Source organism: Burkholderia latens, from assembly GCF_902499045.1.
In the GTDB taxonomy this organism is placed as follows: domain Bacteria; phylum Pseudomonadota; class Gammaproteobacteria; order Burkholderiales; family Burkholderiaceae; genus Burkholderia; species Burkholderia latens.
This window is the reverse complement of the sequence record NZ_CABVPL010000046.1, coordinates 26,038-49,274: the sequence shown is the minus strand read 5'-3', so window position 1 is coordinate 49,274 and position 23,237 is coordinate 26,038. Positions and strand designations below refer to the sequence as shown.

Here is a 23,237-nt window from a genome sequence, read left to right as displayed (position 1 = left end):
TTCTCATAGCGGGCTGCCCGTAAAAAAGTCCGACAGGATGCATGTGGTGGAAGTTCGCACCGCTGACTACAAGGCTGTCAACGCCGGCCCACCCTCACCCCTTGGATATTGAAAAATGTTTTGCCTTCATTACTCTGCATCCCTTACATTTCATGTCCCGACCGTGCGAAGATTCTGTGCGATCGATGGCATAAAAAGAAGAACCAAGATGTGCAACTTTTGTGTGTACCAAGAGCATGAATCGAGACCTTCAAATTCAACTCGACCGGACGGCGAAGCTTCCCCTCGCCGAGCAAATCCGAATCAGCATTAGCAGAGCCATAGAATCGGGATTGCTTGCCCCAGGGACTCGTCTTCCGTCGTGGCAAGATCTCGCGGCGCAACTGGGTGTGGCGCGCGGTACTGTTCAGACCGCTTACGAGCATCTGTCGGACGCGCAAATGATCGAGACCTTTGGTGCAAGAGGTACCCGGGTTGCCCCGCGGCCTAGCGCTAATGCGACTCGGCCGGCAGTGCCGCCAGTGGGGCCATTCATGAAGTCCTATGACGAAATGAATGCGGGGCCAGCGATTTTTCAGCTCGGCGTTCCCGCATTCGAAGGCCTACCTGAAAAGCTCTTTTCCCGGTCTCGCTCATCGAATCTATTAAAGACAGGATCGTTGTCGTCGTTGCTCTATCCTGATCCGCGCGGCGAGCTGGAGTTGCGAACCGAAATCGCTGCGAACCTGGCGATCACGCGCAACTACCACTGCCATCCGGAGCAGGTCTTCGTCACTTCAGGGTACATCTCCGGGTTAGGCCTGGCACTCCGGGTGCTCAACCTTGACGGTAGAAAAGCCTGGATGGAAGAGCCCGGCTTCATGGTCACGCGTAAAGGACTGGAACTTGCCCGCCTGACGGTCGTGCCCGTGCCGGTCGATGCGGATGGTCTCAACGTCGACTACGGGATTGCACATGCATCCGACGCCGCATTGGCTGTCGTCACTCCCGGTCAACAGGCGCCGCTGGGTTCGACGCTCTCGCTAAGGCGGCGCCTCCAACTGCTCGACTGGGCCCGTTCAAACCATGCATGGATAATCGAAGACGACTACCTCGGCGAACTCCAACTGCAAGGCCGACCCGCCCCCGCGATGGCTTCGTTGGACGAAGGAAAACGCGTGATCCATATCGGCTCCTTCAGCAAAACCATTAGTCCCGCCCTGCGGCTCGGATTTGCCGTCGCGCCGGTCGAGTTGGTCGATGCCTTCGCAGAGGTCGCGGCAACGCTTGCTCCCGCTCCGTCACCGGTCATCCAGCTCGCGACAGCCGACTTCATGCGGCGTGGTCACTACATTCGACGGGTGCGCCGCCTCAAACGAATTTATTCCGCCCAGCGCGAAGCACTATGCGAACAGCTGCGCACGCGTCACGCAGAATGGATCAATGCAGGCCTATCCGTACTTCTCAGACTTCCCGAAGGCGCGCCGGATCGGCTGATCGTGAAGGAAGCGATGACTTTTCGTATTGCACCGTCTCCGCTTTCTGCATGGTTTGCAAATCCGTCATGGACACGACCGGGCCTGCTACTCAGCGTTGCGACCGCGCCTGAACAGCATGTCGCCGCGTCATGCCGCCAACTGTTCGAGATCATCGACAGATATTGCGGCGACGCGCGGTAACGCGAAGGGCGACGAACGAAAATCGGATCTTGTTCGTCGCACCGCTACGTCTGTCGCAATCCGGCCTTCTATCGAGAACGGCGCAGCCCCTTATCTATGGAACGAAGCTCATCACCGCGTATCAGCTCCGGGCGCCGAGCCTTGAACAGACGCGACGACTAGACAAAGCGATGCCGCAAGCAGAACGAGGTCCTTGAGAAGGAACTGGCCGGGCAGTGCCGAAATGGCCGGAAAGCCACCCGCCGTCGCTTCGGCCACACCCGGCGTGCTCAAGAAGAAGGTCAGCGTGATCACGTAGGTCGCGGCCGACATCACTGCTCCCAATGCTGAGAAGAAGGGCTGGAAGGCTCCTGCAATCAGCGCTGCGGCTGTAGACAGCTCCAGTACGCCGATCACGTAGCTTGCGCCTCGAACGCCGACAAGCGTATTCAACCAGCTCATGATCGGACTGTTGACGATGAACGGCGCAATCCCGTTGGCTTCGTATCCAGTGAACTTCATACCCCCGAACCAAAGAAAGATGACGACCAGCGTCCATCGAAGCAGCGCAAGGAGCGAGAGCGACCCAACAGCCTTCTCAGCGATTTGCAGACGAATCGGATTTGCACGAGTGGTCATTTTTGATACCCGGTTAAGGTGAGATCTGACTACGTTGAGGAGGACATTCACGTGCTGCCGACCCAGCCGACAGCTTCTTCCGGCGTTCCCGGCATCTGGATGCAGCGCGAATTTGAATCGGCGTTGCCACGCTTCGCCGGCCATATCGAACGGCTTTATGCGCGAGCCGCGGGCAACGTACCGCTGGGACGCCTGAAGGTGCGCGTAATGATGGTGATCGCAATGGTCAGCGCAATTTCCGCCAAGCTAGCCGATGCAGCGACACCCGCAATACCGAGCAGCGCGATGAAATTTGTTTCGACAAAGTTACGCAGCGCAGCGAACGTATTTGCCGTTCGTCCAGCGACGAAATGGCTGGCCCGCGCGCCGCTTTCTGCGGCGAGCGACTTGATGGCGGGAATGGCGATGCGGTTCATGGCGTGACTCGTTCATCAGTGTGCTAGGAGTCTCCACTCTAGAGCTCCCGAATACCGAATTCGAGACTACGTTTTCTCAATAAAATGCCTGAAAGGATCAAACGCCAAAGCCGGCCATGCAGCACCGCTTGCGAGCCCTGTTCACTATTCGGCTTCGTTCGCGACGCGCCGCCACTGCCCCGGTGTCATGCCCATCTTGTCGGTGAATACGCGCCTGAATGCCGCGACGGATCGATAGCCGACGAATTCCGCCACGGCCTCGGTGCTCGTCGCCGGTTTCTTCAGTTCGTTGGCGGCCAGCGTCATTCGGATATCGGTGAGCAGTTCCGTAGCTGACCGCCCCAGCTTGTCCTGGAAGTGCCGCATGAAGGTTGCGCGCGACATGTTGCACAGGTCGGCCAGCTCGGGCAGGCTCCACGGTCGCGCCGGGTCGGAGAACATCGCCGAAATGGCCGGGGCCAGTCGCGGATGGCCAGCGAGCGCCAGCAGCCCCGCAGGGGCTTGCCCTGCCTCGCTGGCCGCGCGCAGCACCAGTGTGAACAACGCGGACGTCAGCGCGTTGAGAATGGCGTATCCGCCCGGTTTTTCGCCGACCGACTCCATTCGCATCAGCCCGACCAAGCTCGCCAGTTGATTCGACGCCGAGCCGATGTCGTCCTGGCCACCGCCGTCTACGGAGCGTACCGTCAGCATCGTCGGCAAGTACCCTCGAACGAGCCGATCGTGCGGCGGTCCAATGAAGAACCGTCCGCACAGCATGTCCAAACGCTCGCCCGAACCGTCGTTTTCGCTGACTATCGATCCGACGGAACCTTGGCGATTGAAGGTCGGGCCAGGCGCGCGTCCGCTGCCGTCGTGCAGCACATGCGGCGCCCCGTGCGGTAACAGTACGATGTCCCCACTCACCAGTTCCCTCACGGTCCCCGTCCCGGTGTCCTCGAGAACAGCGCGCCCTTCAAGTACGACGTGATACGGAATCTCGTGAGCTGCGGACTGGCCCCAAGCGACCTGCCAGGGCGCGCCGTACGCGCACCGCACCTCCACACGGCCGGTGACGGTGATCATTTGCAGGAAATGGCTCAGCCAGTCGATTTCGGACATGGGATATCGGAAACTGGAAGGGTCCATGCATTTTATTGCGGTTTCGTGCCAATCATAAGCGCCACCGGACCTTGTCGCTCATCGAGTCGACGCGTGGAGCGCCAACGGATTCTCGAGCACATTGCTTAGACAAATTGCTTCCGGTACTGAACGAAATCGGATCGCTCAGCGATGCGGTCGTAGAGCTTCATGGCATTTTGGTTGGTTCTATGTGTCAGCCAGTACACGCGCGGCACCTCGCGGAGTCTCGCGTCTGCATAGACATGCTCGACCAGTGCGCGGCCTGCTCCACGGCCGCGCGCTCCGTCCGCGACGAATAGATCCTGCAGATAGCAATAGTCGTGGGTCGTCCACGTCGATCGGTGATACAGCCAATGCACGAGCCCCAATGTGTCGTCGCCTGCCACCGCAAGCGCTGCATGCATGGGCTCCGTTGGATCCATGAAGCGCGCCCACGTCGCGCGCGTCGCGGCCTCCGGGATATCCACGTCGTAAAAGCGCTGATAGCCTTTCCACAACGGGTACCACGTGTCGAAATCGTCCGGAGAGACCGGCTTGATTTCGACTCGTCGCAGCGAAGCCGCTTGATCGCCCGAGCGACGGATCCAGGAATGCAGGCCGACAAGGCCGACTCGCGCTTCGCGTGATGGCACCAGCGCGTCTTGCGCGAGGCGCCCGCCGAAATATCGGGCGTCCGGATCCGTCACGACGGTGCGCCGGTCCCCGACGGCTTTTAAATAGCCGGCGACGATGTGGTCGAATGCCCCACGCTCCGGGCCGCCTATCTCGACGATTGCGTTCCGTGGTGCAGCGAGCGCCACTTCCGCTACGAGCGCGGCAACGTCGTCGGCCGCGACCGGTTGAAGTCGCGCCGGCGGAACCCTGACGACATTGCCGTCCGTATGCGCGTCGGCGATGCTGCGCAGGAACTCGTGGAATTGCGTCGATCGCACGATCGTATAGGGGATGCCAGATTGCTCGACCAGTTTTTCCTGGACGACTTTCGCGCGGTAATAGCCTTGGTCGGGTACCCGGTCGATGCCGACGACGGACAGCAGGACATGGTGCCGAACGCCTGCGGCCGCTTCCGCGGCGACCAGATTGCGGCCCGCGGTCTGGAAGAATTCAAGCACTGCCAGCGCATCGGACGAGCGCGCATCCGACACGTCGATCACCACATCCGCGCCAGCGACGGCTTCAACGAGGCCCACGCCGGTAAACGCGTCGACGCCGCATTTGCGCGACACCGTGACCACGTCGTGCCCACTTCCACGCAGAACGGCTACTGTCTTCGCGCCAATCAGGCCGGTACCGCCGATCACGACGATCTTCATTATTCGCTCCCTGGTCAGCGGCCGGACGCGACCGCTCTAATGGATGAGACATCAATTGCTGCGAGCGCCTGCTCGATTGCCGATGCGGCCTGGTCCGGCGACAGAAACGCGGTGCCCTGCACCGGGAGAAACTTCAGTGTGTTCAAACCGATGCAGCCGAAGGCCGCCGACAGGTAGGGCGTCAGAAAATCGGGCTGATTCGCGTGCTCGCCGCTGAATATGCCGCCAGCGGCGACGCCAATGAAGACGGGGCGATCCCGCAGCAACCCGACCTTCCCGGTCGGCGTCGACTTCATCGTCCTGCCAACACGCAGTACGTGGTCGATCCACGCCTTGAAGACGGACGGAATCGTGAAGTTGTTCATCGGCGTCCCGATGACGATCACATCGGCCGTCTCCACGTCCCGAATGAGTGTTTCCGATAAATCCAGTGAAGCCTTCGGCGGGTTTGCCAACGTCGCCGGTGTCGACAATGCCGTCGCATAGCCGGGTGTCGCATGCGGCAGCGGCACGGCGCCGAAATCCCGGCGATTGATGCTTGTGCCGGGCACGACCTCGAGCAGCTTCTGGACGACCGCTGCCGACAGCTGGCGGCTGTGGGATTCAGCACGCGGGCTGAAATCGATATGGAGGATGTTCATCGACCGATTCCAATCGTTCCGTCAGACCGCTGCCACTTGCAGCCCGCGTTGCACCGCCGGCCGTCCAAGACCCCGATCGAGCCATGCTTTCACGTGAACAAAGCGATCGAAGCCGACCAGCTCCCGCGCTTCGTAAAAGCCGATCAGATTGCGCACCCAGCCCAGCAACGACATATCGGCGATGCTGTAATCGGCGCCCATCACCCAATCACGCCCGGTCAGACGCTCGTCAAGCACGCCAAGCAGCCGCGCCGATTCCGTCGCGTAGCGGTTCAGCGGACGCTTGTCTTCGTACGCCTTGCCGGCGAACTTGTTGAAGAAGCCGACCTGCCCGAACATCGGGCCGACACCGCCCATTTGCCACATCAGCCACTGGATCGTCTCGTAGCGCGTATTTGGATCGCTCGACAGGAACCGTCCGGTCTTGTCGGCGAGATAAATCAGGATCGCTCCAGATTCGAAAAGCGCGACAGGTCTACCGCTGGGCCCGTGCGGGTCATAGATTGCGGGTATTTTGCCGTTGGGGTTAAGCGAGACGAACGCCGGATCGTGATTCTCGTTGGCAAGGATATCGATGCGGTGCGCGTCATACTCGACGCCCGTCTCTTCCAGCATGATGCCCACCTTGACGCCGTTGGGCGTCGGCAGCGAGAAGAGCTGAAGCCGATCGGGGTGCTGCGCCGGCCAGCGCGTGAAAACGGGATGGTTGAGTGTCACTTTCTTCTTCCTGCAATGGCCGGGTCGAACGCGAGGCCCGGACACGTCCTCGACGCACGGTCGTGGTCGTATCCGGGCGCGTCGGCGCTCGTCCCGAATCACACCAACGCGCCGCGAATGCGCGGAGATGCGACATGACAGTGGTCAGATCGAGCCCGCCGGCGGAACCGCGGGAAAGTCCTGTTCGGGATCGAACACGTTGTTGAAAAAGTTCGTCAGCGAATACATGGCGACGAGGGCAACGATCTCCATCACGTTCGCATCCGTGTAGCCGGCCTCGCGAACGGCTTTCAGATCGGCGTCGCCCACCTTCCCGCGCGTTTCGATGACCTTCCGGGCGAACTGGACGGCGGCGTCGCGCTTCGGATCGGTCGCGTGGCCCTTGCGGGCGAGAATGATCTCGTCGGCCGGCAGCTTTGCCATATGTTCAGCCGTCATGCTGTGAACCGTCAGGCAGTAGTTGCAGCCGTTCACTTCGGAGACGGCCAGCCCGATACTGTCACGCGTTTTCACGTCGAGCGCCTTGCTCAGTGCGCCGAGCAACGTCGCCCATGCATTGAATGCGGTCGGGCTTTGCGCGAAACTCGCCATCATGTTCGGCGTGAATCCGATGTTCTTGGTAAACGCAGCGAGCGTCGCCTTCGATTCAGCCGGCACCTGTTCCGGCGTGAGTACTGCAGTCCTTGCCATCATAATCTCCGTGAATGACTGGTATCACTGATCGCGGAAAGCCCGTGCAGGCGCCGTCCGTGGGGTTGCTTCGTCCCGAGGTCCGGGTCGAAATGGGTTTTCAGGCTGAAGGTACGCAGCGATCGACGCGCGCCGGGGCGCCCGCTTGATCGCCTAGTACAGTCGCCACCGTGCCGGCCGCTTATACGAAGTCCAGCACTTCGGTCACCGGACGTCGCGGCTTCTGCGCCCAATTCCCAGGGCGCTCGGCGCCGATCGCAAGCAGCATCACCGGCACTTCGTCGTCGGCCAGCCCGAACTCTCGATGAACGGCGTCGGCGTCGAAGCCGATCATCGGCGTCGAACCGAGACCGAGCGACCGGGCCGCGTAGATCATTGCCGCCGCTCCGAACGTCGCAGTACGCACTGCCTCGTCGCGGCGTCGTTGCGGATATTCCATGTAGAGATTGCGCGCGGGAACCTCCCATTCGGCCACCATCGATGCCGGCATCACACCAGCTTCGACGAGAGGCGCGAGACGCTCGGGAATCACGCTGGTCTCGACCAGTTGGCCGCATACGATGAACGTAACGGCTGCGTCAGAGACCGCCGGCTGGTTCCAGGCGATCGGGCTCAACCGCGCCTTCGCTTCACGCGTACGTACGGCGATGAAGCGCCAGTTCTGCAGATGAAAAGACGTCGGCGCGCTTGTTCCAATTTGCACGAGGTTCCGGATCTGGTCATCGCTCAGCGTCGCCTCCGGGTCGTAGTACTTCGCGGCGCTTCGGCTCAGGATGCATTCGATCACGGCGTTGGTCGCGGCAGTTCCGTTGCTCATGGTCACTCCTTAGGTGAGGAAATCGATTCAAGTACCCGGCTGCTTTCGCGTTATGCGACGGCGAGCATCCCGATACCTTTCATCGCACGGCTCTTTCAACGCCGCGCTAGGAGTCTCAACTTTAGAGTTCACGGATACCGATTTCGAGACTACGTTTGCTCAATAAAATGCTCGAAAGGATCAAACGCCGAAGGAGGCAATTCGTTGCGTGCCAGGTTGCGTGGCGCGAGCCGTTTCCCTTGCACGGAACCGATAATCGAGAAGAGGATTGATGGAGAAGAGCCGGCCAAAGTCCATTCAGTGCGAGACGCGATCACCCATCATCGTCGACCTGTCCAGCCTTCGTTCAGACTGCACCGCGGCGCGCAGGCGAATCATTCGACTTCGTCTGTTCGACGTCTCCACTGCCCCGGTGTCATCCCCATCTTGTCGGTGAACACCCGCCGGAATGCAGCGACCGACCGATACCCGATAGATTCGGCCACGGCCTCGGTGCTGACTGCCGGCTTCTTCAGCTCGTTCGCGGCGAGCGTCATCCGAATGTCGGTAAGCAGTTCCGTCGCCGAGCGCCCCAGGTTGTCGTGGAAGTGCCGCATGAAGGTCGCACGCGACATGTTGCATAGATCTGCGAGTTCCGGAAGGCTCCACGGTCGTGCCGGCTCGGCAAACATCGCCGAAATGGCCGGAGCAAGCCGCGGATGACCAGCCAGCGCGAGCAGCCCCGCAGGCGCTTGGCCCGTCTCGCTCGCCGCACGCAGCACCAATGTGAACAGCGCGGAAGTCAGCGCGTTCAGTATCGCGCGTCCGCCGGGCTTGGCACCGACCGACACCATTCGCATCAGATCGACCAGGCTTGCGAGCTGGTGGGACGCGGAGCCGTTGTCGCCATCCCTATCGCCGGCCACGTATCGCACGGTGAGCGTCGTGGGTAAGTAGTCGCGAATCAGTCGGTCATGGGGTGGTCTGATGAAGAACCGTCCGCACAGCAAATCCAGACGCTCACCATGACTGTCATGTCCGCCTCGGAACCGTACGCTAGCTCCGTGCCGGTTGCCGAGCTGGCGCCGCTGATGCCGGCTGCCGTCGTGCAGCACATGCGCCGATCCGTGCGGCAAAAGCACGATGTCTCCGCTGACCAGTTCCCTTATCGATCCAGTGCCGACATCCTCGAGGACAGCGCGCCCCTTGAGCACGACGTGGTACGGAATCTCATGCGCCGCGGCTCGCGCCCACGCCAATTGCCACGGCGATCCGCTGCCGCAGCGCAACTCCAGCTGTCCGGTGATGGTAATCATCTGAAGCAGTTGGCTCAGTGAATCGACTTGGGACATAGGCTCTTGAAGTTCGAAAACACCGTGCACTGCAATGACGTCGACGGTGATCACCGTCACTGCGCTCGCATGTTGGCGGGTATCGCGCCGGCCTCCGCCACCCACATACCTGCGGAAACGTGATGCTCAAGATCGAATACATGCCAGAATCCGTGGACAAGACAACGTCCTCACGGGCGCTGCGCTTCGCCGCCGCGTCATCGAAGCAGCAGGATTCTCTCGGCCGATCGTGCGCGCGACGATACTGATCGGGATTATTTGATCGGTATGGTCAGCTTCTTGTCACGACTGTCTACAACGAACACGGCCAGCAGTTTCGCGGCCTCGGTTTTGCTCGCATTCCGGCTGACCGAATGAGTCGCACCGGGTGGTTCCGACCAACTCTCACCAGCGCGGAACACATGCACGTCACCGTCGTTCACTTTTGATTCGATCGCGCCCGACACCACGTACGCGTATATGAACGCTGACTTCGCGTGGAGGTGCGGGACGGACGCGGCGCCCGGCGGGTACTCGACCTCCACTGCGACGAGCGACTTGCCGGGCAGATTCGGGATCGCCTGTTCGAAATTCGGCTTCACGATTTCGCTTGCCTCATGTGCGGCGGCACCGGCCACCGAAGAAATCGCAGCTGTCACGAAGACCGCAATCAGAATCGGACGGAGGTTCATCGTCGGCTCCCCTGTGTTGGCGTTCGCATTCTGTACCTTCGATGGTACGAACTGAAGAACCAAGAGGCCTGATTTCTGTGTGTACCAAGAACTCCGTCGAATGAGACGATCGAGCAGCCAATTGCGCGTTCCACGCGTTCACGTCGCGAAAATCGAGCGGCGAGCGCCACTCGCGATCGTCTTTTCCGATCCTCAAATCGCCGTCGTCGGCGCACGCCATCGCGATTTGCCGTGGATACCTTCGTGACAGGCGAGGTCAGTTTCGAAGATCAGGGGCGCAGCCGGGTGATGCTGAAAAATCGCGGGCGCCCGTGTCTACGTCGATCGAGCAACACGCGGATTTATCGGCGCGGAGGTGCCAGGGCCGTCCGCTGCGCACATCGGCCATTTGCTTGCGCGAGCCTTCAGATGGGCCTGACTGTCGATGCAATGCTCGCGATGCCGTTCCATCACCCGGTTGTCGAAGAAGGGATTCGCACGGCACTCCGGGACGCCGCGGCGAAGCTCGCAGTGACCCGGTAACGCATGTCAGTGGCCGGCACTTTGTCCGCCGTCGACATGCAGGATCTCTCCGGTGATGAAAGGTGCGGAGTCCAGAAAGAGGATCGCCTCGGCGATATCGCTCGCTTCACCCAGGCGTCCAACCGGGTTGAGCGCGCCCAACGCTTCGTGGGCTTCGGGCGCATGCATCGGCGTGTTGATGTTGCCGGGCGCAACGGCATTCACGCGGATGCCCTTTTTCGCATACTCGATCGCCAGCGACCGCGTCGCGGCATTGATGCCGCCTTTGGTCAGCGCGGCCAAGACGGAATGGACACCGCTGATTGCAACCTGGTCAATGCTCGCGGTGACACTCACGACGTGGCCGCTCGATCGTCTTTCCATCTCGGCGATTGCAAGCTGCGTGATGTGATAGAAACCGGCCATGTTGACGTTCATCACGGCCGCGTAGTCTTCGTCCGTGTGGTCGGTGAAAGGCTTTCCGATGTAGACGCCCGCGTTGTTTACCAGCGTATCGATCCTCCCAAACCGCGCGATGCTCTCCGCAACCACACGTCGAGCCGTCGTTCGATCGCCGATGTCGCCGGCAATGCACAGAATGTTGTCGTCGTCGGAAGGCTTGATGGTGCGTGATGTTGCGACGATTCGACAATCGAGCTGACGAAACGCGTCGACGATTTTTGCGCCGATGCCTTGCGACGCACCCGTGACGACGACAACCTTCTGCGATTTGTTCATGCTTTACCCGCAAGAATTGGACAAAGGATCACGGTCGCGCTTCGCCGTGTTGCCCCTTCATTTTTGATCGTCGTCGGGCGTGAGCGGAAGAACCAAGATGACATCGTTCCGCGTGTACCGAGAACGGACTTCAGCATCGCCGGTGGAGTCCCGACGCGTTGATCTTTTCGAGCATTTCATTGAGCCGTTCCAGTCTCGAACGTGTGATCCTGGAGAACTAGAGTGGAAGCACGTTAGCTGCAAGCGCAGCTGTCCTGCGAGGAGGCAGTGTCAAGACATGGAACATCTTCCGGAGATTGGTGAAAGAATCACCAACAAACTGGCGCCGCCGGATGGGCGTGCAATCCGTCACTGGATCGGCCACGATGCGTTCGAACATTGGCGAAACCTGCAGAGTTGGATTGAGGCCTCCTACCCCGGCATGTTCGAGCCGGACTGGATTTACGGAGGAAAAAGGCGCGGTTGGTCACTGCGGTACAAGAAGACAAGGGCACTCTGCACCTTGTTGCCGGCATACAGGCAGTTTTCCGTTCTTGTGGTCCTCGGCAGAGCCGAGCGAGAAAAGTTCGACGAGCGGCGTTACTCGTGGAGCCCGAAGTTGGTCAAGCTCTACGATGAAGCGCGAGCTTACCCGGACGGGAAATGGGTGACTATTGAAATATCATCGGCGGATGATTGGCGCGAGGTGACGGAGCTAATAGGCATGAAGCGGCCTCCCGTCGAAAAGCCGGCGAAAAGCGTGTCCTCGCGCGGGATCCATCGAAGTTGAAACGTCTGGTTGCGTATGTGGTTCGAGGTACGGCAAGTCCGCCCTCCATGCTCCATAAACCGGCCTTGTCCGTATTTGAAGGTCGTACGCCTCGTCATTGACGGGCCGGACGTAAGGAACGCTCATGAACACGTTTCGACTACATCATCTCGACTGCGATCAAGACTACAAGGCCGCTTTCAGTGTCATGCGGCAATTGCGATCGCACTTGACGGACGCCGTCGCATTCACGGAGCAAGTGCAACGCCAGGCCAGGCAGGGATATCGCATCCTGGCTGCCTTCCAGGGGAAAGAGATAGCCGCATTGGCCGGTTATCGGATACAGGAGAACCTTCTGTACGGGCGTTTTCTCTATGTGGACGATTTGGTGACTACTGCCGGCGCTCGTCAGCACGGCCTTGGCGCGACGTTGATCGACGCGTTGCGCGATGAGGCGCGCAAGCAGAGCTGCGGGAATCTTGTGCTTGATACCGGCCTTGGCAACGCTCTTGCACAACGCTTCTACTTTCGTCAGGGCTTACTCGCTTTTGGCATGCATTTTCGCCAGCAGCTTTAACCGCACACGACGGCTGCGGTATCAACTACCGGGCGGCACGGCATGACGCTCGACCAAGCCGTTCTCTCACGACGCTTGATTTTTGAGACGAACGGTCTATTATTCGCCCATGGACGTTCGAACTGATCCGCCGCGCCGTCGCGGCCGGCCACCCAAACAGCACGAAGACCTCGTCGCCACCCGCGACATGCTGCTGCGCACCGGGCTGGAAGTGCTCACCGAAAAGGGCTTCTCGGCCACCGGGCTCGACGAGATTCTGAGCCGCGCCGGCGTGCCGAAGGGCTCGTTCTATCACTACTTCGACAGCAAGGAGGCGTTCGGCCTCGAGTTGATCGATCGCTACGCCGAGTTCTTCGCGCGCAAGCTCGACCGTCATTTCAGCCAGACCGAAGCGTCGCCGCTCGCGCGCATTCGCGCGTTCGTCGACGATGCGCGCGACGGCATGGCGCGTTACGAATACGGTCGAGGCTGCCTGATCGGCAATCTCGGCCAGGAAATGGGCGCGCTGCCCGAAAGTTTCCGTGCACGGCTGCGCGCGACATTCGAGGATTGGCAGCGCCGGCTGGCCGACTGTCTCGTCGCCGCGCAGCAAGCCGGCGAACTGGCCGACGCGGCCGACCCCGCTGCGCTCGCCGCATTCTTCTGGATCGGCTGGGAAGGCGCCGTGCTGCGCGCGAAGCTCGAACGCAGCGACGCACCGCTCGCGCTCTTCGCCGAATTCTTCTTCAATGGTTTGCCTCGCCGCTGAATTTTTTTGCCATTAACTAGACGATCGGTCTAAAAAGGAGAACGCATGTTCCAGGGCATCGTGATCGACAAGGACGAAACCGGCCAGCACGCGCAGCTGAAGACGCTGGACGACGCGCAACTGCCTGCAGGCAACGTGACGATCCGCGTCGGCTATTCGACGCTGAATTACAAGGACGGGCTCGCGATCACCGGCAAGAGCCCGGTGGTCCGCAAGTTCCCGATGGTGCCGGGCATCGATCTGGTCGGCGAAGTCGAGCACAGCACGCATCCGGAATACCGCATCGGCGATCGCGTGGTGCTCAACGGCTGGGGTGTCGGCGAAACGCACTGGGGCGGCCTCGCGCAGAAAGCGCGCGTCGATGGCGACTGGCTCGTGCCGCTGCCGTCCGCGTTCTCGCCGCAACAGGCGATGGCGATCGGCACGGCCGGCTACACCGCGATGCTGTGCGTGATGGCGCTGGAACGGCATGGCGTGCGCCCACGCGACGGCGAGATCGTCGTGACCGGTGCGGCAGGCGGCGTCGGCAGCGTCGCCACCGCGATCCTCGCGCGGCTCGGCTATCGCGTCGTCGCCGTGACCGGCCGCCCCGACGATGCCGACTACCTGCGGCAGCTCGGCGCGGCGGAGATCCTCGACCGGTCGCAGTTCGGCGCACCGGGCAAGCCGCTCGGCAAGGAGCGATGGGCCGGTGCCGTCGACGTCGCCGGCAGCCACGTGCTCGCGAACGTATGCGCGACCACGCGCTATCGCGGCGTGGTGACGGCCTGCGGCCTCGCCGCCGGGATGGACTTCCCCGCGACCGTCGCGCCGTTCATCCTGCGCGGCGTGACGCTCGTCGGCATCGACAGCGTGATGTGCCCGCGCGCCGAGCGGCTGGAAGCATGGCGCCGCCTCGCGTCCGATCTGGACGTGGACAAGCTCGGCACGATCGCTCACCGGGTCGGCCTCGGCGACGTCATCCCGCTCGCCGGCGAACTGATCGGCGGCAAGGTGCGCGGCCGCATCGTCGTCGACGTCAACGCATGACGCCGGCAACGGCGCCCCATCGTTTCTTTATCGACGAGCGGCTCGCGCATCGAGACCGCCCGCGCCACTTCATTCAGGAGACCCCATGACGTCCGCACACAACGCCCCCGTCAGCCGCTTCCCGGTGCCGGCGCTCGACGACCTGCCCGACGACATTCGCGAACGGATCGCGGCCGTGCAGGAAAAGTCGGGCTTCATCCCGAACGTGTTCGTCACGCTCGCGCATCGCCCGGACGAGTTCCGCGCGTTCTTCGCGTATCACGACGCGCTGATGGACAAGCCCGGCAACCTCACGAAGGCCGAACGCGAAATGATCGTCGTGGCGACCAGCAGCGCGAACGAGTGCCAGTACTGCGTGATCGCGCACGGCGCGATCCTGCGCATTCGCGCGAAGGATCCGCTGATCGCCGACCAGGTCGCGACCAACTACCGCAAGGCCGACATCACCGCGCGGCAGAAGGCGATGCTCGACTTCGCGATGAAGGTGTCGCAGGCCGCGCATCTGGTCGGCGAAGCGGACTTCGACACGTTGAAATCGCATGGCTTCACCGACGAGGACGCGTGGGACATCGCGGCGATCTCGGCATTCTTCGGGATGTCGAACCGCATCGCGAACGTGACGAACATGCGGCCGAATGCGGAGTTTTACGCGTTGGGGCGATGACAGGGGGCGGCGACGGCTGCGAAGACGGGGCAGACGTGCCGCCGCCTTCCGCTTGCGCTCGCGCGGCCGACCCGCGGCAGCGGGCGCGCCGCTCACCCGAACACGTGACCCGATACCGCCGCTCCGGACTCAACCGGCCTTCTTCAGTTCCTCCAGCCCGTCGGGCAGCTTCGCGTCCGGGAACATCGTCGACAACGTCGCGTCGCGCCACCGCACCGCCTCTTCAGCACGTTGCGTTTCCGCCTGCTCGCACACGAACAGCGCGTCGCCGCCGAGCAGCAGCCGCATCGGCACGTCGTCGCGGCGCGACAACTCGACGATCAGCGCCGCGATCCGCACGGGATCGCCGACCTCGTGGCCGCCATATGCGCCCAGCAATTCGAGAATCTTGCCGACCGACGGCCGATAGTCGGGCAGCAGGCCTTCGACGTCGCGCTTCGCCTGCGCGGCCCAGTCGGTCCGCATCCCGCCCGGCTCGAGCGTGCATACGCGCACGCCGAACGGCGCGACTTCCTTCGACAGCACGTCGCTGAATCCGCCGACCGCCCATTTCGCGGCCTGATACGCGGACAGGCCCGGCGTCGCCGTGCGCCCGCCGACCGACGATACCTGGAAGATGTGGCCCGCGCGTTGCGCACGCATCGTCGGCAACACCGCGCGCGTGAGATTGATCACGCCGAACAGGTTCGTTTCGATCTGGTCGCGGAAGTCGGCCGCGCTCATTTGCTCGAACGGCGCCGTATGACCGTAGCCGGCGTTGTTCACGAGCACGTCGACGCGGCCGAACGCGTCGCGGGCGGCCGTCACCGCATGCGCGGCCGCCGCTTCGTCGGTCACGTCGAGCGCGACCGGAAGCACGCGCTCGCCGTACCGTTCCACCAGATCCGCAAGCCGCGCGGGATCGCGCGCGCCGGCCACCAGCCGGTCGCCCGCTGCCAGCACCGCTTCCGCGATCGAACGCCCCAGGCCGCGCGCGGCCCCCGTTACCAGCCAGACTTTCGACATATCTCGCTCCTCGACAAAGTTGAAACAACAAATGAATGATTACTCACTCATTAATATGGGCGATTCAAGCGGTCGTTTCCGGCCGTGTCTCGCCCTGGCTGAAAACGCGTGCGATCCATTCGGCGCAGCGGCGCCGGCACCGAATCCGCAGCCGATACCGCCTTCGGCATTTCGTCACGCGGCCGCTTCGCTCATACCGCTTGCAACACGGCCCACAACGCACGGAAACCGGCTTCCCGATATCCATCGGCCTGCACCGGATCGCGCGCGATCGACTCCATCGTCGTTTCCGCGATCGACGTGAAAAGCGCGGCACAGAACGCATGCGCATCGTCGGCGTTCAGCCCGCGAACCGCGGCGGCGTGCTCGCGCAGCAGCGCCCGCACCGCGCCGAAGCCTTCGGCCCCGGCCGCGCGGTGCGCGTCGTCGATGCGGCCGCTGACGCCGAGCTGTTGCAGCGCGCGCCGCCCGTCCGGATTCGCGACGCCCCACGACACGTAGCCGTTCCACGCATGCCGCATCGCCTGTTCGGCGGGCGCGTGCTCCGGGAAACCGGTCATCATCGCGTCGCGCATGTCGGCCTTCAGGCTCACGTACAACGCGTTCAGCAACACGTCCTTGGTCTCGAAATAGGTGAACACGGTGCCTTCCGCGACGCCCGCGAGCCGCGCGATGCGCGCGGTGGTCGCGCTCGCGCCGTCCTCCGCGAGCGCACGCGCGGCAGCGGCCAGGATGGCATCGTGCTTGTCGGGACTACGCGGTCGGGCCACGTCGGCTTCCTTTAATGAGTGAGTGCTCAATCATAATCGCAATTCCGGAAGCAATGCAAGCGCGGTTACATGGGAGAACCGCTCCACGATTCGTCAAAACCGGGCACTATTAGCGTTTTCACGTACCGGCACGCCAACCCACCGGCGGCCGGCGCGTCGACGTTCGTTCCACGCTCACCCGTTCCAGACCGCGAATCACTCATGACGAATAAGCCCAACCAGACCGAAGCCGAGCAGCCCGTCGACATGATCATCTTCGGCGGCGGCGGCGACCTGGCCGCCCGCAAGCTGCTGCCCGCGCTGTACATGGCGCATCTGCACTGCAACCTGCCGCCGGACACGCGCATCATCGCGGTCGGCCGGCGCGACTGGGGTATCGACGGCTACCGCAAGTTCATGGACGAGCAGTCGCGCCCGTTCATCGACGAGAAGGCGTTCGACGCCGAAGCGTGGGCCCGCTTCCTCGACCTGTTCAAGTACGTGCTGATCGACGTGAACGCGCCGGCAGACTACGCGCGGCTCGCCGAAGCGGCGCGCGGCGACGCGATCCGCGTGTTCTACCTGTCGACGTCGCCGGAGCTGTTCACGACGATCTGCGATAACCTGTCCGCCGCGCATCTCGTCGATGCGCGCTCGCGCGTCGTCCTCGAGAAGCCGCTCGGTCACGATCTCGCATCGGCGAAGGCGATCAACGACGCGGTCGGCAAGCATTTCGAGGAATCGCAGATCTACCGGATCGACCACTACCTCGGCAAGGAGACCGTGCAGAACCTGATGGTGCTGCGCTTCGGCAACCCGATCTTCGGGCCGCTGTGGCAGGCGCCGAGCATTCGCAGCGTGCAGATCACGGTCGCGGAGACGGTCGGTGTCGGCAGCCGCGCGGGCTTCTACGACCACACCGGCGCGCTGCGCGACATGGTGCAGAACCATCTGCTGCAGCTGCTGTGCATCGTCGCGATGGAGCCGCCGGTGTCGCTCGACCCGGACGCGGTGCGCGATGAAAAGCTGAAGGTGCTGCGCTCGCTGCGGCCGATGGCGCTGTCGGACGTCGCGCGCGACACGGTGCGCGGGCAGTACACGGCCGGCGCGGTGGACGGCCAGCCGGTCAAGGGCTATCTGGAAGAAGACAACGTGCCGGCGGACAGCCACGCGGAGACCTTCGTCGCGCTGCGCGCATACATCAACAACTGGCGCTGGGCGAACGTGCCGTTCTTCCTGCGCACCGGCAAGCGGCTGCAGCGCCGCCAGTCGGAAATCGTGATCGAGTTCGCGGACATGCCGTTCTCGATCATCCCGAGCGGCCCGCGCCACTACAGCAACCGCCTCGTGATCCAGCTCCAGCCGGAAGAGTCGATCCAGCTGCAGATGCTCGCGAAGGAACCGGGCAGCGGGATGAAGATGGTGCCGGTGAGCCTGAACCTCGACCTGCAGCAAGCGATGCCGGAGCGGCGCGCGGAGGCGTACGAGCGGCTGCTGATCGACGTGATCCGCGGGCGCCTCACGCACTTCATGCGCCGCGACGAGCTCGAAGCCGCATGGTCGTGGGTCGAGCCGATCCTCGACGGCTGGAAGCAGCTCGGCGACCGTCCGCGCCTCTACACGGCCGGCACGTTCGGGCCCGCGGCATCGTCCGCGCTGCTCGCGCGCGACAGCATGTCGTGGGCCGAAGAGGCATAACGGAACGCACGGCCGAAGCAGGCGGCGCGAGAAGCCCGATACACGATGGCATGCCGGCGGCGCGAGCGCCGTCGGCATGCGTCGTCACATCGAGACGACGGGCGCACGCGTGCCCCCGCCGTTACGTCCGGCTCGAGCCAATCCGATGAGGCGCCACGCGCCGGAATGACGTCCTGCATCCGCGACGGAGCCCGCCGTCGCTACATCTGCCCGAGCCACGCGGCCTTGCGCCGCGCCGGCGCATCGCCGCCGCTCCCGCCGCCCAGCACCTCGATCATGTAATCGACGAACGACGCAATCCGCGACGAAATCGCGGTGTTCCGGTAATACACCGCGTTGATCGGCTGCTCGACGTCGAGCGTCTGCCGCGCGAGCACCGGCACGAGCCGGCCGGCGTCGCGATCCTGCGCGGTCATGAAATCCGACAGGCATACGATGCCCGCGCCTTCGAGCGCGAGCTGCCGCAGCGTCTCGCCGCTCGACGACCACACGCCCGGCTCGATCCGGCACGGCTCGCCGTCCGTGCCGAGGATCGGCCAAACGTTCAGCGACTCGGGCTGCGTGAAGCCGAGCAGCGTGTGTCTGGCGAGATCCTCCACCTTGCGCGGCGCGCCGTGCGCGTCGAGATACGCGGGGCTCGCGAGGATGCGCAGCCGGCTGTTGCCGATCCGCCGGCTGTGCAGCGTCGAATCCTTGAGCCGGCCGATCCGGATCGCGACGTCGGTGCGCCGCTCCAGCAAGTCGATGATTCCCTCGTTGCTGTTCAGTTCCAGCTCGACCTTCGGAAAGCGTTCTCGATAGCCGCGCACGAGCGGCACGATCACGTGCAGCATGAACGGCGTCGCGGCGTCGACGCGCAGCCGCCCCGACGGCATCTCCCGCCGCGCGAGCATCTGCTCCTCGGCGTTCTCGACCGACTCGATGATCGCGCGCGCATCCTGCAGGAACGCGCGCCCCTCTTCGGTCAGTTCGAGCCGGCGCGTGGTCCGGCGCAGCAGCGTGGTCTTCAGCTTCTCCTCGAGCCGCGCGAGCGTGCGGCTGGCGGCCGACACGGTCAGGTCGAGCTGCTGCGCGGCGGCCGTGATCGAACCGGTGTCGACCACGGCGGCAAAGGCCTGGAGTTCGTCGAGCGTGATTTTCATTGTTGACCTGAAATCAAAACAATTTGGTTTATAGACCAGTTTTTCCGCAAAAGTAAAGGCGGCACACTGCGATCCATCCTTACCGGACCTGGATCCCATCATGCCTCTCGCCCTGCTTGCGCTGACCATCAGCGCGTTTGCCATCGGCACGACCGAATTCGTGATCGTCGGACTGATTCCGACGATCGGCGCCGATCTCGGCGTCAGCCTGCCGTCGGCCGGCCTGCTCGTCAGCCTCTACGCACTGAGCGTCGCGATCGGCGCGCCGCTGCTCACCGCGCTCACCGGCCGCGTGCCGCGCAAGACGCTGCTCGCCGCGCTGATGGCGCTGTTCACCATCGGCAACCTCGTCGCGTGGCAGGCGCCGGGCTACGAATCGCTGGTCGTCGCGCGCGTGCTCACCGGCCTCGCGCACGGCGTGTTCTTTTCGGTCGGCTCGATCATCGCGACGACGCTCGTGCCGAAGGACAAGGCCGCGAGCGCGATCGCGACGATGTTCAGCGGGATGACCGTCGCGTTCGTCGCCGGCATTCCGCTCGGCACCTTCATCGGCCAGCACTTCGGCTGGCGCGCGACGTTCCTGATCGTCGCGCTGTTCGGGCTCGTCGCGTTCGTCGGCGCGGTGGCGTTCGTGCCGCGCGGCCTGCCGCAGACGCCGCCCGCGCCGCTCGCCCGCCAGTTCCGCGTGCTCGCGCAGCCGCGCCTGCTGCTCGTCTACGCGATGACGGCGGTCGGCTACGGCGGCTCGCTGATTGCGTTCACGTACATGGCGCCGCTGCTCGAACGGCTCGCCGGCTTCACGCCGTCGCAGGTCAGCCTCGTGCTCGTCGGCTACGGCGTGTCGGTCGCGTTCGGCAACGTGTGGGGCGGCAAGCTCGCGGACCGCGTCGGCCCGGTCAACGCGCTCAAGCGAATTTTCCTGCTGCTCGCGATCGTGCTGCTCGCGCTGACGTTCACGGTGCACGTGAAGTGGCTTGCAGTGCTGACGATGCTCGCATGGGGCGCGGTCGCGTTCGGCAACGTGCCGGGCCTGCAGGTGTATGTCGTCAAGCAGGCGCGCCACTTCACGCCGGACGCCACCGACGTCGCGTCGGGCTTCAACATCGCCGCGTTCAACCTCGGCGTCGCGGGCGGCTCGTCGCTCGGCGGGCTGATCGTCGCGAACGTCGGCCTCGGCCATACGCCGTGGATCGCCGCCGTCGTCACGCTCGGCGCATTCGCCCTGACCGCGCTGAGCGGCCGTCTCGATCGCGGCCAGGGCCTGCCGGAACGCACGGCCGAACCCGTCGAACTCGCGCATTGAACGTCACTTTTTTTGCAGGAGCCACACAACATGAACGCATCGACCCGACGTCCGCCGTTCGCCGGCAAGACTTTCGAAGTCCGTTACGACGGCCTCACCGCGCTCAACGCGTATGACGAGGACGGCCGCCGCATGCGCTACGAGATCACCGAAGGCCCGTACGCGGGCGCGAAGGGCGAAGTCGAATACACGTGGCAGCGCGTCGCCGGCGAAACCTACGCGATCTCGTGGCAGGAAGCCGACCGCTCGACCGTCGTGCATATCGACGATTTCGCCGCGGGCACGTCGCGCTCGTTCTTCACCGCGGCGTCGCTCGACTTCCATCGCCTCGAAGGCAGCCTGCGCGCGATCTGAACGGAGCCGACCATGTCCACTTCACTCGACACACTCGCCGACGGCGGCTTCAGCATCGGCGTCGAACTGCCGCTCGACAACGACTGGACACCGTCCGGCAACGCCAAACGCCGGCATGACGGCCGCCCCGCCGGCGTGCCCGACATGGAGATCCACGCGGAGCTCGCGCAACTGGCCGACACGCTCGGCTTCCGCGCGCTCTGGGTGCGCGACGTGCCGGTGTACGACCCGTCGTTCGGCGACGCCGCGCAGGTGTTCGAAACGTTCTCGTATCTCGGCTATCTCGCGGGGATCACGCGCGACATCCTGCTCGGCACGGCGGCCGTCGTGCTGCCGCTGCGCGAGCCGCTGCTGACGCTGAAATCGGCCGCGACGATCCAGGAGCTGAGCCGCGGCCGCCTGCTGCTCGGCGTCGCGAGCGGCGACCGGCCCGTCGAATATCCGCTGTTCGGCCGCGACTTCGCCACGCGCGGCGCGAACTTCCGCGACCAGATCGCGCTGCTGCGCGACGGCGCGCGCGGGCACCTGCCGCCCGGCCTCGACGTGCTGCCGGCCGCGCGCTCGCCGGTGCCGTTGCTCGTCGCGGGCCTCGCGCAGCAAACGCCCGCATGGATCGGCGAGCACATGGACGGTTGCCTCGCCTATCCGGGCACGCCGGCCGACCACGTGCAGCGCGTCGCGAACTGGCGCGCGGTGGCCGGCAACAAGCCGTACGTCAGCTTCATCCATCTCGATCTGGCCGAAGACCCGCACGAACCGCTGCAGCGCCATCGCTTCGGCGCGCGCGCCGGGCGCATCGCGCTCACGGAAGAGCTCGCGGCGATGCGCGACGCGGATGTGCAGCACATCGGCCTGCATTTCCGCCGCAACCGGCGGCCGCTCGACGAGACGATGTCCGAGATCGCGGCGGACGTGCTGCCCGCGTTCCATCCGAAGACGCATCCGCAGACGCTCGTCGCGTAACGCCGGCGAGCACCGTCAAACGGGCGAATCGCCATCCGGTATTTGACTTTAAATCAAATATTTTTGACCTCTGAAGGCGTTTATCTCATCAGTCGCACGCGCCAGAATGACTTCCATACCGCAATCGTTCCACTCTTACAGGAGCACATGATGAGCAACATTCCCGCATTCGGCCTCGGCACGTTCCGCCTGCAAGGTCAGGTCGTCATCGACTCGGTCCGCAACGGCCTCGAGCTCGGCTATCGCGCGATCGACACCGCGCAGATCTACGGCAACGAGGCCGAAGTTGGCGACGCAATCGCTGCATCGGGCGTGCGCCGCGAAGACCTGTTTCTCACGACGAAGATCTGGGTCGACAACTACGCGCCGGAAAAGCTCATCGCGAGCCTCGACGAAAGCCTGCGCAAGCTGCGCACGGACTACGTCGACCTGACGCTGATCCACTGGCCGGCGCCGGACAACGGCGTGCCGCTCCGCGCGTTCATGACCGCGCTGGCCGACGCGAAGGCGAAGGGCCTCACGCGCCGGATCGGCGTCTCGAACTTCAACATCGAACTGACGAAGGAAGCGATCGCCGTGGTCGGCAAGGACGCGATCGCGACGAACCAGATCGAGCTGAGCCCGTACCTGCAGAACCGCAAGCTGGTCGAGTTCCTGCAGCGCGAAGGCATCCACGTGACGTCGTACATGACGCTCGCGTACGGCAAGGTGCTCGGCGATCCGGTGATCGGCGCGATCGCGCAGCGCCACAACGCGACGCCGGCGCAGGTCGCGCTCGCGTGGGCACTGCAGCTCGGCTACTCGGTGATTCCGTCGTCGACCAAGCGCGAGAACCTCGCGAGCAACCTGCTCGCGCAGACGCTGCGCCTGACCGACGAAGACATCGCGCAGATCGCCGCGCTCGAGCGCAACGGCCGCGAAGTCGATCCGGCCGGCCTCGCGCCGAAGTGGGACTGAGCCCGCGCCTCTCATCCGATATCACCCGTCCGCGGCCAGCCGGCCGCGGCACCGACAGGACAGACAC

General features: G+C 63.7%; 26 protein-coding genes and 1 pseudogene. 14 read left to right on the top strand and 13 right to left on the bottom strand.

Annotated features, from left to right (window positions below; translation table 11 throughout):
- Positions 1-236: 236 nt before the first annotated feature.
- Positions 237-1,658, top strand: coding sequence for a MocR-like pyridoxine biosynthesis transcription factor PdxR (gene pdxR, locus BSE24067_RS25040; protein WP_151064662.1), 1,422 nt, complete (start codon positions 237-239; stop codon positions 1,656-1,658).
- A 111-nt stretch (positions 1,659-1,769) separates the two neighbouring features.
- Here the strand turns inward: pdxR and BSE24067_RS25035 are convergent, their stop codons facing one another.
- Positions 1,770-2,276, bottom strand: coding sequence for a YkgB family protein (locus BSE24067_RS25035; protein ID WP_151064619.1), 507 nt, complete (start codon positions 2,274-2,276; stop codon positions 1,770-1,772).
- Between the two features lie 51 nt (positions 2,277-2,327).
- Here BSE24067_RS25035 and BSE24067_RS25030 point away from each other — a divergent pair, with 51 nt between their 5' ends.
- Positions 2,328-2,699: a hypothetical protein gene (locus BSE24067_RS25030; RefSeq protein ID WP_151064620.1), complete on the top strand. Its 372-nt coding sequence runs from the start codon at positions 2,328-2,330 to the stop codon at positions 2,697-2,699.
- 137 nt (positions 2,700-2,836) lie between these two features.
- Here the strand turns inward: BSE24067_RS25030 and BSE24067_RS25025 are convergent, their stop codons facing one another.
- The 7 genes from BSE24067_RS25025 to BSE24067_RS24995 form a co-directional block, all read right to left on the bottom strand.
- Positions 2,837-3,793: an AraC family transcriptional regulator gene (locus BSE24067_RS25025; RefSeq protein ID WP_151064621.1), complete on the bottom strand. Its 957-nt coding sequence runs from the start codon at positions 3,791-3,793 to the stop codon at positions 2,837-2,839.
- Between the two features lie 125 nt (positions 3,794-3,918).
- Entirely contained in the window at positions 3,919-5,127 is a 1,209-nt protein-coding gene (locus tag BSE24067_RS25020; protein WP_151064622.1) for an SDR family oxidoreductase, read from the bottom strand.
- A gap of 14 nt (positions 5,128-5,141) precedes the next feature.
- Positions 5,142-5,768, bottom strand: coding sequence for an FMN-dependent NADH-azoreductase (locus BSE24067_RS25015; RefSeq protein ID WP_151064623.1), 627 nt, complete (start codon positions 5,766-5,768; stop codon positions 5,142-5,144).
- Between the two features lie 21 nt (positions 5,769-5,789).
- Positions 5,790-6,485 (bottom strand): glutathione S-transferase N-terminal domain-containing protein, encoded by a 696-nt coding sequence (locus tag BSE24067_RS25010; protein WP_151064624.1) that lies wholly within the window; start codon positions 6,483-6,485, stop codon positions 5,790-5,792.
- A 144-nt stretch (positions 6,486-6,629) separates the two neighbouring features.
- Positions 6,630-7,175, bottom strand: coding sequence for a carboxymuconolactone decarboxylase family protein (locus tag BSE24067_RS25005; protein WP_151064625.1), 546 nt, complete (start codon positions 7,173-7,175; stop codon positions 6,630-6,632).
- Positions 7,176-7,356: 181 nt separating this feature from the next.
- The gene (locus tag BSE24067_RS25000; protein WP_151064663.1) at positions 7,357-7,992 is read right to left on the bottom strand and encodes a nitroreductase family protein; all 636 of its coding nucleotides are present in this window, start codon (positions 7,990-7,992) and stop codon (positions 7,357-7,359) included.
- Positions 7,993-8,366: 374 nt separating this feature from the next.
- The gene (locus tag BSE24067_RS24995) at positions 8,367-9,323 is read right to left on the bottom strand and encodes an AraC family transcriptional regulator (RefSeq protein ID WP_151064664.1); all 957 of its coding nucleotides are present in this window, start codon (positions 9,321-9,323) and stop codon (positions 8,367-8,369) included.
- A 122-nt stretch (positions 9,324-9,445) separates the two neighbouring features.
- Here BSE24067_RS24995 and BSE24067_RS32850 point away from each other — a divergent pair, with 122 nt between their 5' ends.
- The gene (locus tag BSE24067_RS32850; RefSeq protein ID WP_282960057.1) at positions 9,446-9,571 is read left to right on the top strand and encodes a hypothetical protein; all 126 of its coding nucleotides are present in this window, start codon (positions 9,446-9,448) and stop codon (positions 9,569-9,571) included.
- Positions 9,572-9,577: 6 nt separating this feature from the next.
- Here the strand turns inward: BSE24067_RS32850 and BSE24067_RS24990 are convergent, their stop codons facing one another.
- Entirely contained in the window at positions 9,578-9,994 is a 417-nt protein-coding gene (locus BSE24067_RS24990) for a cupin domain-containing protein (protein ID WP_151064626.1), read from the bottom strand.
- A 142-nt stretch (positions 9,995-10,136) separates the two neighbouring features.
- On the opposite strand from BSE24067_RS24990, the pseudogene BSE24067_RS32650 reads away from it, so the two are divergent.
- A pseudogene (locus tag BSE24067_RS32650) lies at positions 10,137-10,516 on the top strand (dihydrolipoyl dehydrogenase); the annotation flags it as partial.
- Positions 10,517-10,522: 6 nt separating this feature from the next.
- Here BSE24067_RS32650 and BSE24067_RS24985 read toward each other — a convergent pair.
- Positions 10,523-11,233, bottom strand: a complete 711-nt coding sequence (locus BSE24067_RS24985) for an SDR family NAD(P)-dependent oxidoreductase (protein ID WP_151064627.1) — start codon at positions 11,231-11,233, stop codon at positions 10,523-10,525.
- 277 nt (positions 11,234-11,510) lie between these two features.
- Between BSE24067_RS24985 and BSE24067_RS24980 the strand changes: the two genes are divergently transcribed.
- The 5 genes from BSE24067_RS24980 (at position 11,511) to BSE24067_RS24960 (ending at position 14,999) form a co-directional block, all read left to right on the top strand.
- Entirely contained in the window at positions 11,511-12,002 is a 492-nt protein-coding gene (locus BSE24067_RS24980; RefSeq protein ID WP_151064628.1) for a DUF3788 domain-containing protein, read from the top strand.
- 124 nt (positions 12,003-12,126) lie between these two features.
- Positions 12,127-12,558 carry a GNAT family N-acetyltransferase gene (locus BSE24067_RS24975; protein WP_151064629.1) on the top strand — a complete coding sequence of 144 codons (432 nt, stop codon included), beginning with the start codon at positions 12,127-12,129 and terminating at the stop codon, positions 12,556-12,558.
- Between the two features lie 109 nt (positions 12,559-12,667).
- Entirely contained in the window at positions 12,668-13,306 is a 639-nt protein-coding gene (gene acuR / locus BSE24067_RS24970) for an acrylate utilization transcriptional regulator AcuR (protein ID WP_151064630.1), read from the top strand.
- A 45-nt stretch (positions 13,307-13,351) separates the two neighbouring features.
- The gene (gene acuI, locus BSE24067_RS24965; RefSeq protein WP_151064631.1) at positions 13,352-14,335 is read left to right on the top strand and encodes an acrylyl-CoA reductase (NADPH); all 984 of its coding nucleotides are present in this window, start codon (positions 13,352-13,354) and stop codon (positions 14,333-14,335) included.
- Between the two features lie 85 nt (positions 14,336-14,420).
- Positions 14,421-14,999 carry a peroxidase-related enzyme gene (locus BSE24067_RS24960; protein WP_151064632.1) on the top strand — a complete coding sequence of 193 codons (579 nt, stop codon included), beginning with the start codon at positions 14,421-14,423 and terminating at the stop codon, positions 14,997-14,999.
- Between the two features lie 129 nt (positions 15,000-15,128).
- Here the strand turns inward: BSE24067_RS24960 and BSE24067_RS24955 are convergent, their stop codons facing one another.
- Together BSE24067_RS24955 and BSE24067_RS24950 are read right to left on the bottom strand one after the other, a co-directional pair.
- Complete coding sequence (locus BSE24067_RS24955; protein ID WP_151064633.1) at positions 15,129-16,004, bottom strand: SDR family NAD(P)-dependent oxidoreductase; 876 nt, start codon at positions 16,002-16,004, stop codon at positions 15,129-15,131.
- A 191-nt stretch (positions 16,005-16,195) separates the two neighbouring features.
- The gene (locus BSE24067_RS24950; RefSeq protein WP_151064634.1) at positions 16,196-16,774 is read right to left on the bottom strand and encodes a TetR/AcrR family transcriptional regulator; all 579 of its coding nucleotides are present in this window, start codon (positions 16,772-16,774) and stop codon (positions 16,196-16,198) included.
- Between the two features lie 201 nt (positions 16,775-16,975).
- Between BSE24067_RS24950 and zwf the strand changes: the two genes are divergently transcribed.
- Positions 16,976-18,451 carry a glucose-6-phosphate dehydrogenase gene (gene zwf, locus BSE24067_RS24945; RefSeq protein WP_151064635.1) on the top strand — a complete coding sequence of 492 codons (1,476 nt, stop codon included), beginning with the start codon at positions 16,976-16,978 and terminating at the stop codon, positions 18,449-18,451.
- Positions 18,452-18,651: 200 nt separating this feature from the next.
- Here the strand turns inward: zwf and BSE24067_RS24940 are convergent, their stop codons facing one another.
- A complete protein-coding gene (locus BSE24067_RS24940; protein WP_151064636.1) occupies positions 18,652-19,593 on the bottom strand; it encodes a LysR family transcriptional regulator in 942 nt (313 codons plus the stop codon).
- Positions 19,594-19,693: 100 nt separating this feature from the next.
- On the opposite strand from BSE24067_RS24940, the gene BSE24067_RS24935 reads away from it, so the two are divergent.
- The 4 genes from BSE24067_RS24935 to dkgB all read left to right on the top strand — a co-directional run bounded on the left by BSE24067_RS24935 (position 19,694) and on the right by dkgB (position 23,170).
- A complete protein-coding gene (locus BSE24067_RS24935; RefSeq protein WP_151064637.1) occupies positions 19,694-20,896 on the top strand; it encodes an MFS transporter in 1,203 nt (400 codons plus the stop codon).
- Between the two features lie 30 nt (positions 20,897-20,926).
- Positions 20,927-21,250, top strand: coding sequence for a MoaF-related domain-containing protein (locus BSE24067_RS24930; protein ID WP_151064638.1), 324 nt, complete (start codon positions 20,927-20,929; stop codon positions 21,248-21,250).
- Between the two features lie 12 nt (positions 21,251-21,262).
- The gene (locus tag BSE24067_RS24925; protein WP_151064639.1) at positions 21,263-22,213 is read left to right on the top strand and encodes an LLM class oxidoreductase; all 951 of its coding nucleotides are present in this window, start codon (positions 21,263-21,265) and stop codon (positions 22,211-22,213) included.
- Positions 22,214-22,363: 150 nt separating this feature from the next.
- Entirely contained in the window at positions 22,364-23,170 is an 807-nt protein-coding gene (gene dkgB, locus BSE24067_RS24920; RefSeq protein WP_151064640.1) for a 2,5-didehydrogluconate reductase DkgB, read from the top strand.
- Positions 23,171-23,237 lie beyond the last annotated feature (67 nt).

Coding starts and splice junctions, on each gene's coding strand:
- pdxR (WP_151064662.1), top strand. CDS start 237: ATGAATCGAGACCTTCAAATTCAACTCGACCGGACGGCGAAGCTTCCC.
- BSE24067_RS25035 (WP_151064619.1), bottom strand. CDS start 2,276: ATGACCACTCGTGCAAATCCGATTCGTCTGCAAATCGCTGAGAAGGCT.
- BSE24067_RS25025 (WP_151064621.1), bottom strand. CDS start 3,793: ATGTCCGAAATCGACTGGCTGAGCCATTTCCTGCAAATGATCACCGTC.
- BSE24067_RS25020 (WP_151064622.1), bottom strand. CDS start 5,127: ATGAAGATCGTCGTGATCGGCGGTACCGGCCTGATTGGCGCGAAGACA.
- BSE24067_RS25015 (WP_151064623.1), bottom strand. CDS start 5,768: ATGAACATCCTCCATATCGATTTCAGCCCGCGTGCTGAATCCCACAGC.
- BSE24067_RS25005 (WP_151064625.1), bottom strand. CDS start 7,175: ATGGCAAGGACTGCAGTACTCACGCCGGAACAGGTGCCGGCTGAATCG.
- BSE24067_RS25000 (WP_151064663.1), bottom strand. CDS start 7,992: ATGAGCAACGGAACTGCCGCGACCAACGCCGTGATCGAATGCATCCTG.
- BSE24067_RS24995 (WP_151064664.1), bottom strand. CDS start 9,323: ATGTCCCAAGTCGATTCACTGAGCCAACTGCTTCAGATGATTACCATC.
- BSE24067_RS32850 (WP_282960057.1), top strand. CDS start 9,446: ATGCTCAAGATCGAATACATGCCAGAATCCGTGGACAAGACAACGTCC.
- BSE24067_RS24990 (WP_151064626.1), bottom strand. CDS start 9,994: ATGAACCTCCGTCCGATTCTGATTGCGGTCTTCGTGACAGCTGCGATT.
- BSE24067_RS24985 (WP_151064627.1), bottom strand. CDS start 11,233: ATGAACAAATCGCAGAAGGTTGTCGTCGTCACGGGTGCGTCGCAAGGC.
- BSE24067_RS24980 (WP_151064628.1), top strand. CDS start 11,511: ATGGAACATCTTCCGGAGATTGGTGAAAGAATCACCAACAAACTGGCG.
- BSE24067_RS24975 (WP_151064629.1), top strand. CDS start 12,127: ATGAACACGTTTCGACTACATCATCTCGACTGCGATCAAGACTACAAG.
- acuR (WP_151064630.1), top strand. CDS start 12,668: ATGGACGTTCGAACTGATCCGCCGCGCCGTCGCGGCCGGCCACCCAAA.
- acuI (WP_151064631.1), top strand. CDS start 13,352: ATGTTCCAGGGCATCGTGATCGACAAGGACGAAACCGGCCAGCACGCG.
- BSE24067_RS24960 (WP_151064632.1), top strand. CDS start 14,421: ATGACGTCCGCACACAACGCCCCCGTCAGCCGCTTCCCGGTGCCGGCG.
- BSE24067_RS24955 (WP_151064633.1), bottom strand. CDS start 16,004: ATGTCGAAAGTCTGGCTGGTAACGGGGGCCGCGCGCGGCCTGGGGCGT.
- zwf (WP_151064635.1), top strand. CDS start 16,976: ATGACGAATAAGCCCAACCAGACCGAAGCCGAGCAGCCCGTCGACATG.
- BSE24067_RS24940 (WP_151064636.1), bottom strand. CDS start 19,593: ATGAAAATCACGCTCGACGAACTCCAGGCCTTTGCCGCCGTGGTCGAC.
- BSE24067_RS24935 (WP_151064637.1), top strand. CDS start 19,694: ATGCCTCTCGCCCTGCTTGCGCTGACCATCAGCGCGTTTGCCATCGGC.
- BSE24067_RS24930 (WP_151064638.1), top strand. CDS start 20,927: ATGAACGCATCGACCCGACGTCCGCCGTTCGCCGGCAAGACTTTCGAA.
- BSE24067_RS24925 (WP_151064639.1), top strand. CDS start 21,263: ATGTCCACTTCACTCGACACACTCGCCGACGGCGGCTTCAGCATCGGC.
- dkgB (WP_151064640.1), top strand. CDS start 22,364: ATGAGCAACATTCCCGCATTCGGCCTCGGCACGTTCCGCCTGCAAGGT.